General features: G+C 48.4%; 14 protein-coding genes. 7 read left to right on the top strand and 7 right to left on the bottom strand.

Features of this window, described 5'->3' with window-relative positions; genetic code table 11:
- Positions 1 to 60: 60 nt before the first annotated feature.
- On the bottom strand, positions 61 to 480 hold the full coding sequence (locus ACQ4MZ_RS00070) for a cytochrome B (RefSeq protein WP_430841717.1): 420 nt from the start codon (positions 478 to 480) through the stop codon (positions 61 to 63).
- Between the two features lie 68 nt (positions 481 to 548).
- On the opposite strand from ACQ4MZ_RS00070, the gene ACQ4MZ_RS00065 reads away from it, so the two are divergent.
- The 3 genes from ACQ4MZ_RS00065 to ACQ4MZ_RS00055 all read left to right on the top strand — a co-directional run bounded on the left by ACQ4MZ_RS00065 (position 549) and on the right by ACQ4MZ_RS00055 (position 1,974).
- On the top strand, positions 549 to 851 hold the full coding sequence (locus ACQ4MZ_RS00065) for a DUF4286 family protein (RefSeq protein WP_430841715.1): 303 nt from the start codon (positions 549 to 551) through the stop codon (positions 849 to 851).
- A 232-nt stretch (positions 852 to 1,083) separates the two neighbouring features.
- Entirely contained in the window at positions 1,084 to 1,461 is a 378-nt protein-coding gene (hpf, locus tag ACQ4MZ_RS00060) for a ribosome hibernation-promoting factor, HPF/YfiA family (RefSeq protein ID WP_430841713.1), read from the top strand.
- A 99-nt stretch (positions 1,462 to 1,560) separates the two neighbouring features.
- Positions 1,561 to 1,974 carry a MaoC family dehydratase gene (locus ACQ4MZ_RS00055; protein WP_430841711.1) on the top strand — a complete coding sequence of 138 codons (414 nt, stop codon included), beginning with the start codon at positions 1,561 to 1,563 and terminating at the stop codon, positions 1,972 to 1,974.
- Positions 1,975 to 2,035: 61 nt separating this feature from the next.
- Here the strand turns inward: ACQ4MZ_RS00055 and ACQ4MZ_RS00050 are convergent, their stop codons facing one another.
- Positions 2,036 to 2,215, bottom strand: coding sequence for a histone H1 (locus ACQ4MZ_RS00050; protein ID WP_430841709.1), 180 nt, complete (start codon positions 2,213 to 2,215; stop codon positions 2,036 to 2,038).
- Positions 2,216 to 2,475: 260 nt separating this feature from the next.
- On the bottom strand, positions 2,476 to 3,747 hold the full coding sequence (locus ACQ4MZ_RS00045) for an aminotransferase class I/II-fold pyridoxal phosphate-dependent enzyme (protein WP_430841707.1): 1,272 nt from the start codon (positions 3,745 to 3,747) through the stop codon (positions 2,476 to 2,478).
- 176 nt (positions 3,748 to 3,923) lie between these two features.
- Between ACQ4MZ_RS00045 and accC the strand changes: the two genes are divergently transcribed.
- The 3 genes from accC to ACQ4MZ_RS00030 all read left to right on the top strand — a co-directional run bounded on the left by accC (position 3,924) and on the right by ACQ4MZ_RS00030 (position 7,514).
- On the top strand, positions 3,924 to 5,429 hold the full coding sequence (gene accC, locus ACQ4MZ_RS00040) for an acetyl-CoA carboxylase biotin carboxylase subunit (protein ID WP_430841705.1): 1,506 nt from the start codon (positions 3,924 to 3,926) through the stop codon (positions 5,427 to 5,429).
- Between the two features lie 266 nt (positions 5,430 to 5,695).
- A complete protein-coding gene (queA, locus tag ACQ4MZ_RS00035; protein ID WP_430841703.1) occupies positions 5,696 to 6,745 on the top strand; it encodes a tRNA preQ1(34) S-adenosylmethionine ribosyltransferase-isomerase QueA in 1,050 nt (349 codons plus the stop codon).
- A gap of 88 nt (positions 6,746 to 6,833) precedes the next feature.
- On the top strand, positions 6,834 to 7,514 hold the full coding sequence (locus ACQ4MZ_RS00030) for a 2-C-methyl-D-erythritol 4-phosphate cytidylyltransferase (protein WP_430841701.1): 681 nt from the start codon (positions 6,834 to 6,836) through the stop codon (positions 7,512 to 7,514).
- Here ACQ4MZ_RS00030 and ACQ4MZ_RS00025 read toward each other — a convergent pair.
- From ACQ4MZ_RS00025 to ACQ4MZ_RS00010, 4 genes are all read right to left on the bottom strand, one after another.
- Entirely contained in the window at positions 7,498 to 8,808 is a 1,311-nt protein-coding gene (locus ACQ4MZ_RS00025; RefSeq protein ID WP_430841699.1) for a hypothetical protein, read from the bottom strand. The genes ACQ4MZ_RS00030 and ACQ4MZ_RS00025 overlap by 17 nt on opposite strands.
- A 3-nt stretch (positions 8,809 to 8,811) precedes the next feature.
- The gene (locus tag ACQ4MZ_RS00020; RefSeq protein WP_430841697.1) at positions 8,812 to 9,954 is read right to left on the bottom strand and encodes an acyltransferase family protein; all 1,143 of its coding nucleotides are present in this window, start codon (positions 9,952 to 9,954) and stop codon (positions 8,812 to 8,814) included.
- Positions 9,955 to 10,020: 66 nt separating this feature from the next.
- Entirely contained in the window at positions 10,021 to 10,794 is a 774-nt protein-coding gene (locus ACQ4MZ_RS00015) for a glucosamine-6-phosphate deaminase (protein ID WP_430841695.1), read from the bottom strand.
- A gap of 6 nt (positions 10,795 to 10,800) precedes the next feature.
- The gene (locus tag ACQ4MZ_RS00010; protein WP_430841693.1) at positions 10,801 to 12,204 is read right to left on the bottom strand and encodes a Gfo/Idh/MocA family protein; all 1,404 of its coding nucleotides are present in this window, start codon (positions 12,202 to 12,204) and stop codon (positions 10,801 to 10,803) included.
- Positions 12,205 to 12,355: 151 nt separating this feature from the next.
- Between ACQ4MZ_RS00010 and ACQ4MZ_RS00005 the strand changes: the two genes are divergently transcribed.
- Positions 12,356 to 13,369, top strand: coding sequence for a LacI family DNA-binding transcriptional regulator (locus ACQ4MZ_RS00005; protein WP_430841691.1), 1,014 nt, complete (start codon positions 12,356 to 12,358; stop codon positions 13,367 to 13,369).
- Positions 13,370 to 13,470: the final 101 nt, after the last annotated feature.

Genomic DNA, 13,470 nt, shown 5'->3' with positions numbered 1-13,470 from the left:
ATCGGCTGTCGGCTATCAAACTAAAAAAGCCGACCGCCGATAGCCGACGGCCGAAGTACCTTAAAACCATCCCGATCCCAGATTCCGGAAAGGCCAGGGAATAGCTACCAGGATAATGATCAGGGCCAATGCGTAGAAGTACAATACCGTCCGGTGCTTGTCGGCACCTGTGAGCTTCTTCGAGCGCACCCTTCCCACAGTAATGAGCACAATGGCGATCAGCATCATGAATACGTGTTCTATCGAATAAAACCGAAATACTTTCTCGCTGATCAGATCGAAGTTAACTTTGGGGCTCATGAAATACAGCACCAGTCCGATCAACAACTGAGTGTGGGTTGCGATGAGGGTAAAGAGGTACAGCTTGCTGTCGTCCTGGCTGCCCTTCTGCCAGTTGGAGTACGCCGTAAAAATCGCTGCAATCAAAAGTCCTAACACCACATAACGGAGCCCCGAATGGGCGTGTAGAAGAATATTCATGATAATACTGGTTACGGTGAATAAGTATATGCATGCAAATGTAACTCGCAAACATAAATTTTTATAAAATGATCGTCTATAACATCACAGTCAATATCAGTTACCAGGCCGAAAAAGATTGGCTGCATTATATGAAATCGGTGTATATCCCGGAAATCAATGCTACGGAGCTACCGCTGGAATGCAAGCTGCTGCGGCTTCTCACCGAGATCGAGAACGAAGGTTCGACCTACACTACCCAGTTTAAATTCAGGACGATGGAAGATTTTCTGGCATATCAAACCCATTTTCAACCGGCCATGCAGGAGCGCCATCACGAGCTTTTCAACGGGCAATATGTCTCTTTCAGGACACTTTTGGAAGAGGCGTAAGACCCGTATACGTGGTTTTTACAGGCAAATAAATGTACTTTAAAAACCACGGTTATTACTTGACATTAACTTAATATTTCCTTTTATTTAATCTACCGTTAAGGCAGATTCAACCAGGAGATCAGCCCGGATAGTACGCGTTTTTTATAACTATCCGAAGATGAATAAACCTCCGGTCCCGAAATCTGGAAAACGGTTGGAAATATGTTTTACTTTAAAATGATGTGTGCTTATGAGACTGCAGATGCAAGCAATTCACTTTGATGCCGATCCCAAATTGCTGACATTTATTCAGCAAAAATTGGATAAACTGGATACGTTCTATGACCGGATCACCAGTGGAGAGGTATTCCTTAAGCTCGACAGGAATGAAAACACCAAGTTGCATACCAAACTCCTCGAAGTGAAGCTCTATGTGCCCGGCGGGACGATGTTTGTGAGGGAGCAGGGAACCACTTTTGAAGAAGCAACCGACTTAGCAATAGATACCCTGAAAATGCAGGTTAAAAAATTCAAAAATAAAAGGAACAATGCCAGGGCTCCGAAAGCCCTTGACGGACTATCCGAAGACAATGGGGTAGTCGTGCTGGCCGAAGATATAGAAGAATAGACCAGCGTTCAATTTGAAGCAGGAAGCCGCCTACCGTCAGGCGGCTTCCTGCGTTTTAGATGTATTTTTGAAATTCCAATCCAAGTAAATGACCCATTTATGCAAATAGAACCTGTTGTCGACTCGACATTCGACCATCTTTTCAAATTCACGCAAGAGCAAGTGCGGGCATTCGCTGATCTGACTGGTGATAACAACCCGGTCCATCTCGATGCTGAATACGCTGCCACCACGCAGTTCAAAAAACCGATTATCCACGGAATGCTGGGTATCACGGTTTTCACGAAAGTACTCGGCACGCAGTTCCCCGGTTTCGGCTCCATTTATCTGAAGCAAACCGTGGAGTTTTTGCGACCCATGTATGTCGAAACGGAGTATCGCGCCGTTTTCAAGATCGTATCCATCAATCCAGCCAAGCATATCGCGGAAATATCCACCGAGATTTACGACGCCACTACCAAAAAGATCGCCGTCCGTGGTATTGCCACGATGGTGAACGAAGCAAAATTCTGAAAAAAGGAAAAGCCCCGGCGATCATCGTCGGGGCTTTTAAAGTCTTCCGTGTGCTTGCTGATTATTCGCCTGCGTTCTTTTTGTTCTGAACTTCCGCGCGAATATCCTGAGCCAACGTTTTCAGGTCCTGCATGCCCTTACGTACACGGGTTCCGGCAGCCTGGTTACCTTTGTTATAGAACTTATCGAAATCGCCCTCCAGTGAAAGAACCAGTTCTTTTACTTCATCGAATCTTGCCATGTTTTCTTTGTTTTTTAGTTTTAAAAAATGCCTCTCACACGCTAAAAACGCATGTTTTGACCGAAATTTAGTAATTAAAACCATTTAAGCAACCCAAAAAACAAAAAAAAACACTTCTAAAATACAATTAAATACCCAATTAAAGATAATACGCTCATTAACAAGTAATTATGATTAGCAGGTTTTATTGTCCGATAGTAAATAAAAAAGAGAGCTTTTTCAAAAAAAGCCCTCTGTACGCAAAAAAAGCGGTTTTATAACTATTCCACGACTTCTTGTACTGCGTCGCTCTGGTAAACTCTGTTTTTGAGTTTTTCGGCGAGCGTCGTGAAAGCGTTCAGCGTATATTCAACATCTTCGAGCGTATGCGAAGCAGTCGGAATGATGCGGAGCATGATCTGGCCCTTCGGTACTACCGGGTAAACCACGATCGAACAGAAGACACCCATGTTCTCGCGCAGGTCGCGTACCATGCGGGTAACCTCAGGCACACCGCCCTCGCTGTGAAGGAAAACCGGTGTTACAGGCGACTCAGTTTCACCGATATTGAAGCCACGGGCACGCAAACCGTCCTGCATAGCCCTGACGTTTTCCCAAAGCTTCGCACGCAGTTCCGGCATTTGCTTGATCATCTCAAGACGTTTGCGGCCGCCTTCTACGTAGGGCATCGGAAGCGCCTTCGCGTAGGTTTGCGAACGCATATTGTATTTGAGGAACATGATGATTTCCGGATCGTTCGAAGCGATGAACGCTCCAATAGCCGCCATCGACTTCGCGAATGTAGAAAAGTAGAGGTCAATTTCGTCTTGCACACCCAGCAACTCGCCTACACCGGCACCGGTTTCGCCCATTGTGCCGAAGCCGTGTGCGTCGTCTACGAGCAAACGGAAGCTGTATTTCTTTTTCAGTTCGGCAATGGCTTTCAGATCGCCTACTTTACCTGACATTCCAAAAACGCCTTCGGTAATCACCAACACGCCGCCGCCTTTCTCCTCTGCGAGTTTGGTCGCACGGATCAGATTCTTTTCAAGGCTCACCATGTCGTTATGGTTGAACTTGTAATATTCACCCAGTTTCGCTTTGTGCAGGCGGATACCATCGATCAGACATGCGTGCGATTCGGCGTCGTATACGATCACGTCGCGGTGGTCGCAAAGACATTCGATCGCGGACATGACGCCCTGGTAACCGTAGTTGAGGAGGAATGCATCTGTTTTACCGACAAACTGCGCCAGTTCCTTTTCAAAAATCTCATGCAGGGTAGAGTTTCCCGACATCATCCTTGCGCCCATCGGGTACGCGAGGCCCCATTTGGCAGCGGCTTCGGCATCCGCTTTACGAACCTCCGGATGGTTCGCCAGACCCAGGTAATTATTGAGACTCCAGTTCAGCACTTCCCGTCCCATAAATCTCATGCGCGGCCCAAGCTCTCCTTCCAGCATCGGAAACGAAAAATAATGGTGGCTGTTCAGCATTTTGGCTGGCGTTCCGATCGGACCTGAGTTGTTGCGCAATTTCTCGAAAATATCCACTCTCTCTTTTTTTATGTGGGTAACTGATGATTTAAATGTTAGATAAATGCAAAAATAAAAAATTTACATTTAACTAAAAAAAGACCTTCGTCATTGCAACCTACGGTAAGTTAGTAAATTAATGGGAAGAGTGCCTTTATTCGGCACTCGGTATTCCAAACCTTACCACCATTTTTATGCCCCAAATCCGAAAAATTCTAATCGCCAATCGGGGCGAAATTGCTTTGAGAATCATGCGTACAGCACGGGAAATGGACATCGCGACAGTCGCCGTGTTCAGCGAGGCGGATCGTGCGTCCCCGCACGTACGCTACGCCGACGAAGCCGTGTGCATAGGCGCGGCCCCATCTTCTGAGTCCTATCTGAATATTGATAAAATCCTGGAAATCTGCGAAGAACTGGGCGTCGACGCGATCCATCCAGGCTATGGGTTTCTCTCCGAAAATGCAGGTTTTGCGAAACGGGTAAAGGAGGCCGGGCTGATCTTTATAGGTCCTTCGCCGGAATCAATCGAGATCATGGGAAGTAAGCTCGCTGCGAAGCGAGCGGCTTCGAAATACAATATCCCGATGGTACCCGGCACACCGGACGCAATCGACGACCGCAACGAGGCCAAACGCATTGCCGACAGCATTGGTTACCCGATTCTCATCAAAGCCAGCGCCGGTGGCGGAGGCAAAGGCATGCGCGTCGTAGAAAACGAAGCAGAATTCGACGAGCAAATGGACCGGGCAGTGAGCGAGGCACAGGCGGCATTCGGAGACGGGTCCGTTTTCATTGAAAAATACATTACCTCGCCGAAGCATATCGAAATACAGGTCCTGGGCGACCATTATGGCAACATTATCCATCTTTTCGAAAGGGAGTGCTCTATCCAGCGGCGACACCAAAAGGTGGTAGAAGAAGCTCCTTCGATTTCCCTTACTCCCGAAATCCGCGAGGAAATGGGACGCTGCGCGGTGGACGTCGCACGCTCCTGCAACTATTATGGTGCGGGAACAGTGGAGTTTATCATGGATGAGAACCGGAATTTCTACTTCCTCGAAATGAATACCCGCTTGCAGGTAGAGCATCCGGTAACGGAAATGATCACCGGCGTGGACCTGGTAAAAGAGATGATCAGAATCGCGGAAGGACACCCCCTGGCCATCGCACAGGAAGATTTACAGATCCGCGGTCATGCCATTGAAATCAGGGTTTACGCCGAGGACGCGTCCAATCATTTCCTACCCGACATCGGCACTTTGCATACGTACGTGAAGCCTGACGGCAATGGCGTGCGGGTGGACGATGGTTTTGAACAGGGCATGGAAATCCCGATCTACTACGATCCGATGATCGCCAAGCTGATTACTTATGGCGAAAACCGGGAAACGGCGATTCGGAAAATGATGAGAGCCATTGACGAATACCAGATTACGGGTGTGCAGACCACGCTTCCATTCTGCCGGTTTGTGATGCAGCACGAAGTATTCGTGAACGGCAGCTTCGATACCAATTTTGTGAGCCGGCATTTCAATCCGGATGTGTTAAGTACAAAAAACGATGAAGAGGTCGCAGGCCTTGCAGCGCTGATCTCCGCCCTTCTTAGCGATACTTTGCATGAAAGCAAACCTGTTCAGAATGAGGAAGTGAATGCAAATGCATCCAAATGGAGAGCTCGCCGCTTCACGGCACATTAAAACCGTCGTATTTCTTGAAATTTTTTAAAAAAATTCCTACTTTTGCGGTCTTATTTTAGATAAGGGCTGATTATACAAATTTTTTGGGCAATTTGAAACGCCTGCAAGTATTCCCGCTATGAAATTTTCTTTGAAAGGTGAATGCTTATCTAGTTAATAATTGCTATAATTCAGTTGTAATAAGTGCCGGAATCCGCCAGAAATCGGGATTTACCCTTTTTTCCTGACATTATCTACGACCAAAGAAATTCACAGAATATCCAGCTATGAAGCTATCCGAATTTAAGTTTGATCTTCCCCAGAGTTTAATCGCACTTCATCCTTCCGACCGCGGAGAGTCCCGCCTGATGGTCGTTCACCGGAAAACAGGAGAAATTGAACATAAAACATTCGCCGATGTGATCAATTATTTTGACGACGGCGATGTAATGGCTATCAACGATACGAAGGTATTCCCTGCCCGCCTTTACGGCCAAAAGGAGAAAACCGGCGCGAAAATCGAAGTTTTCCTGTTGCGCGAATTGAACCGTGAAATGCGCCTTTGGGATGTTCTGGTTGATCCAGCACGTAAAATCCGTGTGGGTAACAAGCTGTATTTCGGCGACAGCGACCTGGTAGCTGAGGTAATCGATAATACCACTTCCCGCGGCCGTACGATCCGTTTCCTTTATGACGGCGACAACGACGCGTTTATGAAGCTGGTCGACGAGCTGGGCGAAACTCCGCTTCCTCCCGAAATTATCTCCCGCCGCAAGGTGGAAAGCGCCGATCGCGAGCGTTTCCAAACCATTTTTGCGGAGCACGTAGGTGCCGTAGCCGCCCCTACTGCCGGTATGCACTTCACCAAAGCCATCATGAAGCGCCTGGAAATCAAAGGGGTTAGCTTCGCTCCTGTTACTTTGCACGTAGGTTTAGGCACATTCCGCACCGTAGACGTGGAAGATCTGACCAAACACAAAACCGACTCCGAAAACTACCGCATTACACAAAGTACCGCCGACGTTGTGAATAAGGCAATCGATGGTAAAAAGCGTATTTGCGCGGTGGGTACCACGTCTTTGAGAGCCATCGAGTCGTCGGTGTCAGCGAGCGGCCATTTGAAACCGGTGGAAGGCTGGACGGACAAGTTCGTGTTTCCTCCGTACGATTTCAAGATTGCCAATGCATTGCTATCGAATTTCCAGCTGCCCGAATCGATCCTTTTGATGGCCGCTTGCGCCTTCGGAGGTTTTGATCTGGTGATGAAAGCTTATGATATCGCCATCAAGGAGAAATACAAATTCTTCACGTACGGCGATGCGATGCTGATCATTTAACATACAACCCTGAAATCCAATGGTCATTTATGATCAGCGACGCCCGTCCTGAGCCGTAAATGACCATTTTTTATGAGTCCTGAATCCAATGCAAGAATACGTCATCATCGTGGCCGGCGGAACCGGAAGCCGCATGAAAAGTGATATCCCGAAACAGTTTCTCTCCGTAAACGGCGTGCCGGTGCTGATGCACACGATCCGTGCATTTGCCGGTTATTCGCCCAACCTGCGCATTATCGTAGTGCTACCATCAGAGCAGTTCGGTTTTTGGGAAGAATTGTGTAAAAAACATAGCTTCGCTATCGCCCATCAGCTGGTAGCGGGCGGCAAAACCCGTTTTCACTCGGTCAAAAACGGATTGAATTGCATTGTCGAGCAGGACGAATTCCTCGTGGCGGTTCACGACGGCGTTAGGCCGGTTATTTCGCGGGAAATTATCGCCGAGAGTTTTACAAAAGCCGCATTGCACGGCGCCGCGGTGGTGAGTGTGCCATTGAAGGATTCCATTCGCATTGTAGGCCAGAATGAAGGTAATAAAGCCATGGACCGCACGCTGTTCAGGCTTATCCAGACTCCGCAAACCTTCCGGTCGTCGTGGATGAAGGCTGCGTTCGCTGCCGATTACCACGAATCGTTCACGGATTGCGCGAGCGTGCTCGAAGCCTGGGGTTACCACATCCAGCTTATCGATGGCGCTTACGAGAATATTAAAATCACAACACCGGAAGACCTTCGCTGGGCGGAAATTTACCTCACAGCCACTTCTTAAACCATTCGAAGGCCTCCTTCTGCATATCTGCGTCAAATTTGTGCGGCCCGTCGTAAAAACTGGCTTTATATTTGTCGGAGGCCCCCGCTTTTTTGAAAACTTCTGTCAGGATAGCATCCGCAGCCTTCATTTCTGGAAGTGTGTACAGTTCGTCCTGGTTATTGTTTAAAACTAATGTAGGTAATGGCACCCTCAGGCCCAGAATCTCGGGAAAATCAAGGTACTTGGGCAGCAACGGCGTGTAGGTCATCCAGGTATGATTGAATGATTTATTCAAGATCAAATCCTTCCAGGTCGTCATAAAACCGACGCAAACGGCGCATTTAATGCGGGGATCGAGGCCGGCCAGGTACACCGTGCGTAAACCACCTCCCGAAAGCCCGCCGCAGCCAAGGCGGTTGGCATCTACTTCTTTCCGGTCTGCCAGAATATCGAGCGCAACTTGATCTTCTGCCAGAAACACACCCGGCCAGGTGGTACCGGCCGAAAACAGCGATTTGGACATCACATGCTCGTGCTCTGACGACCATGCGTTGTAAGTCTGGATATTCTCAGGTTTTTCGGGATCGGCATCCGACTTGCCTTCAGTACTCACCGCGCCCCAGTTCAGTCCTTTTGTGTCTTCATAATAGACCCGGCGGCTACCGAACGCAAAAGTATCATGCACCAACACCACGTGACCTTGCTTTGCAACCTCATTCGCCCAAGCCTTACCACCGTAATCCGTTTCCTGATGCTCTTTCAATATCGGATGCTGGTCACCGGAAGTTTTGACAATCTTTCTTAATCCGAAATACTTCATTCCCGCATGATCATGAAGTCCCAGAATGCCCGGCAAAGGTTTGGTAACGCCTGCCGGTCTGAGCAAAACCGCTTCGGTAGACCGCCCGTAAGGTAATTGCCACGATAGTTCTTCTATTTCCAGTCCATCGTAGGTATACTTTTTCTTGACAGTAACCTTTGGCAATGCCGGTTTCGCAGGAGCAGACACCAACTCTATCGTTTTTGCCAAAGCTTCTTTCCGCCAGGCATCGATATTATCCCATTTTTTATTACGAAAAGAAAGCGGAGGCTGCGCCGGAAGCAATGAGGCGGCCCAGGGACCATAAGCGCCGATAAGGCTTTTATCTGATGCCATAGAAAGCGGATTATTACTGTGTGTATTAAAAATCGGAGCTGCTGCGGTTACCGGAGCGCCACCCGCCATCGACAGCGCTACCGAACCGGCAGTGTTTTTTAAAAACGATCTTCGGGATATTTCACCAGCATTGCGGTCCGTGTCGACGGTTTTCATAAGCTATACTTTAACAAATATTTTCTGACGATACAAGAAGTAGAGGAACAGCCATACCAGCACAAAACCGCCCAGCGTGTTGTACACCTCGTGCCAGTTCTCCGGCGCATGTTTATAGATGCCCGCAAAAAGCAGTCGCGATGATTCGTTGAAATCCACAAACCGCACGGCCAGGTAAATAACCAATGAATTCAGCCCTATTACGCGGAAGAAGAACGCCCATCTGTGGTACCCCTGCACATCGATGATCCAGTAAAACAATGCAAGCATCACAAACGCCATTCCCGAAGTAAGCATAATAAACGAGCTCGACCAGAGGTGTTTGTTGATAGGAAACACGAAATTCCAAACCAGTCCGATAACGATTCCCGCAAAACCGAATAGGAATAGTTTTCTGAGTTTGGGATTTGCATTGCCTTGTCCCAGCAAAATGTCACCCGCCACCGTTCCAAAAAGTGTGAGACATATCGCCGGAAATTGGGTAAGTAATGCGAGCTCGTCGTAAGTACCCTGCTTCAATATGCCCGGCATGAAATTACGATCAATCCATCCCACCAGGTTTCCCTCAAAGGATAGGTCGCCGCTGCCAAAGCCCGGCACAGGCACTACTAGCAATGTCAAATAATAAGCGACCAGGATGCCCGCAGCAATATACAACCGTTGATTTGCCCCACATTTCATATACAAAATAGCGGAAATAAACGTCGCGAGCCCGATGCGCCCGAGCACGCTTCCGTAGCGTATATGTGCGGGGTCGAAAATATCCATCGGCGCATTCTTGTCAAGAATACCCAATGCGATCAGGATCAGCATCCGCTTGAACACTTTATTTCTGATCACTGAAGGTGAAATACCCTTCGCCAAGCCGCCTGTGACGCTGAATGCGAGCGAGGTACCGGCCAGGAAAAGAAACAACGGGAAGATAAAATCGTAAAATGTAAAGCCATTCCACGCCGGGTGCTCGAACTGCGCAGCGACAGCGTCGATGAACGGAATGCCCGTCTTCCCGCCCAACGTGGCTATAAACTGCCCGCCACCTGCGATCATCAGCATATCGAATCCCCGCAATGCGTCGATCGACGCCAGCCGGCCCGGTGTATTGGATTGCTTTACTTCTTTTGGAACAACAATAGACGGTGCTTCCATAGGTTTAGGGATAACGGTTTGGAATAGAAGCTACTGTACCACTACTTTTTACCCGTAAGGGCGCTGCTATTTCGGCATTTCGATATTTTTGTCGGCAGTTTCGATGGCCGACAGCAAGCTGGCCGATTCTTTGTCCAGGAAAAACGTACAATTCGGATGAAGCTGCAAAATACTCGCCGGGAATGCATTGCTAACCTCGTTTTCCAGGCTATTCTTAACTGCTACCGCTTTTCTTTCATCGGGAACCGAGCAAATGATGTGCGTCGATTTCATGATCTGCCGCACCGACATACTGATTGCCTGCAACGGCACTTCTTCCAATGATCCAAACCACCCCTCACCCATTTGCTGACGGCGGCAAGGCTCGTCGAGGTTTACTACTAAATACGGCGAATCTGTCTCAAAATCAGCCGGAGGATCGTTGAAAGCCAAATGTCCATTCTCGCCAATGCCTACCAGCGCTACGTCTATCGGGCGCTCACCAATTTCCCGGGCCAGGTATTCCAGTTCCTTTTCCAGATTTCCTTCTCCATTAATAAGATACGAAGCGCGCAAAGAAGGCACTCTCGACAAAAACCGCTCGGCCAGATATTTCCGGAAACTCGCCGGATGTGTCACGGATAGGCCAATATATTCATCCAAATGAAACATCGTGACTTTCGACCAGTCAATATCCTTCTCTTCGATCAGCTGGTTCAATGTTTCAAACTGGCTTGTTCCCGTTGCCAGAATTACATTGGCATACCCCTGCCGGGTAATCGTGTCCCGGATAATCATGGCGGCATATGCCCCTGCACTTTGCCCCAGCTCCTCCTTTGTCTCCGAAATAATAACTTTCATACGCTTTTATGATTTTACTTCTGTATTACCGCCCTCCTTCAATGCAATGTCCACGGGCTTGTTTTTCTTCCACGAACCATTGGTAAAGTCCGGCACATTGATTGAATTCGATCTGTTCGCCACCGACCATTCCGTTAAAGGCGATATCACACTCCATGACGCTGCATCGTATACGTCCTGGTCCAATGGCAGCCCGTTGCGGAGGCAGTCAATCAATCGCCAGTCCATCAGGAAGTCCATTCCCCCGTGACCACCTACCTTTTTCGCCAATGCACCTACGCGCTTCACGATTTCGGGCTGATATTGCTGTTCAAGCGCTTTGAATTCCTCAGGTTTAATCCACTCGTGCCCGTGCGAAATGCGGCCCTGCGTGCCATCTTCGGGCAGCGGATATTTTTGAGCGGCACCTTTCGTACCGCTGATCAGGTGTAGGCGTGAATAGGGCCGGGGAGAAGAGACATCGTGTTGTAACATGATAGTCTTTCCCTTATTCGTTTTGATAACGGAAGTATTCATATTGCCACGGAACGATTTTCCTGCAAATTGCTTGAAATCGGGGTTTTTGGCAGCCAGTTCGTTGGCCCTCGCCTGCAACATATAGTCGTTGCTGCTCATCGAGACCAGATAATCCATTTTATCGCCACGATTGATATCCAATACCTGGGCAATCGGGCCGAGTCCATGCATCGGGTACAAATTCCCATTCCGCCGGTTCTCCTTCAAGCGCCAGAGTTCGAAACGTTTGTCCTTTTGGAAAAGTGATTCGAAAATGTCGTGGATATAGGCGCCTTCAACGTGTACGATTTCTCCGAAATAGCCTTGCCGGGCCATATTTAATGTAAGTAATTCAAAAAAATCGTAGCAACAGTTTTCCAGCATCATGCAATGCTTTTTGGTTCGCTCGGAAGTTTCAACCAGCTTCCAACAGTCTTCAACCGTGGTAGCTGCCGGGATTTCCGTCGCGACATGTTTGCCGTGCTCCATCGCGTACAGCGCCATGGGTGTATGCAGGTTCCATGGCGTGCAAATGTAGATTAAATCGATGTCGTCACGCTCGCACATTTTCTTCCAGGCGTCGGGTGACCCGGAATAGGCATCCGGTGTGTGTCCGGCATCCGTCAGGAACTTCTTTGCATTGTTGGCCTTTTCAGGCACAATATCAGCCACACCCTTCACATGCACACTCGCAAGGTGCACAATACGCTTAATGGCCCCGCCCCCACGGTTTCCCATACCGATATAGCCTATACGCACCGTATCCATTTTGGGCGCTGCATAACCGCTCATGTTGAAGAGCTGCTTTTTGTCGGTTGGAACGATGATCCCCGGTTCACCAGTAACTTTCGCATTGGCTCCCGCTATGCCAAGCGTGCCCAAACCGGCTATTTTCAAAAATTCCCGCTTTTTCATTTGCTTTGAGTCGTTGTACAATCCAAAAAAACGTTTGCAATCGTACAATTTTACAATGATTTATAGCGGCATTCCAGATATTTGCTTTAAATAGTAGCGAGAACGTTATCGAAACCAGAATTTCATTCCATGCCATGAAGCGGTTAGTTCAATGACAAGAAGATTAACTACGATCAAAGACATAGCGAAAGCACTCGGAATATCGGTAGCAACGGTCTCGCGGGCGATGAGGGATACTTACGATGTAAGTGCAGAAACGAGGCAACTGGTGCTCGATACGGCTGCCAAAATGAATTATCGCCCCAATTTTAATGCGACCGGGCTGGTCAAAAGCGGGACACATAAGATTGCCGTGATCATTCCGGCTATTACCAATTACTACTTCTCTACTGTCATCACGGGTATTCAGGAATATGCTTTGGAACAAAATTATCAGGTAATGCTGTACCTGACGAATGATTCGGCTTATTGGGAAACGAAAGTTGTTCGTGAACTATCCCTGAGCAGCGTCGACGGCCTGCTTGCCTGCATTACCTATGAAACAACCGATTTCAGCCATTTTGAGGAGCTGATCGAAGCCGACGTGCCTTTGGTATTCTTCGACCGCGTCCCTGAGGCTGTCAGAACATCTGCTATCGTTCAGGACGATTACACCGGCGCCTGCATGGCCACCGAGCATCTGATTGCCCAAGGTTATTCCAAAATCGCCCACCTCGCCGGCCCCCCAGGCCTAAATCTAACCCAACAAAGGCTTCGAGGCTATCTCGATACATTGAAAAAGCACAATCTCGAATCATACGGAGTAATCCACTCCGGTTTCAGCGATGAGAACGGGCGCCAGGACATGGAAATATTGTCTAACAGCACATCACCGCCGGACGCAATCTTCTCCGTGAACGACCGTAAGGCATTCGGCGTGATCTTATGGCTGCGGGAGCACGGTATTTTGGTAGGTGAAGAAGTGGGGGTTATAGGTTTCACCAACGACCCAACGTCCAAAATCATATCACCATCTCTTTCTACAATTGCTGAGCCTGCCTATGAAATTGGCCGCAAAAGCTGCGAGGTACTGATCAGGCATATTCAAAAGCAGAGTTATCCAACACAGGAAATTTCACTGCCTACGGAGCTAATTGTGCGGGAATCTACAAGGAGGGGTAGGTAATGGAACCGAACAAAGCCCCCAAACGCAAAAAAGCATCCTTTGTGGGGATGCTTTTGTTGCTTTTAATAATTGTGGCGGCTACCTACTTTACCGGGTTTGAT

The organism is Dyadobacter sp. BHUBP1 (assembly GCF_050587785.1).
Classification (GTDB): domain Bacteria; phylum Bacteroidota; class Bacteroidia; order Cytophagales; family Spirosomataceae; genus Dyadobacter.
Note: the sequence above shows the minus strand (reverse complement) of the source record. Positions and strands in the feature narration are given on the sequence as shown.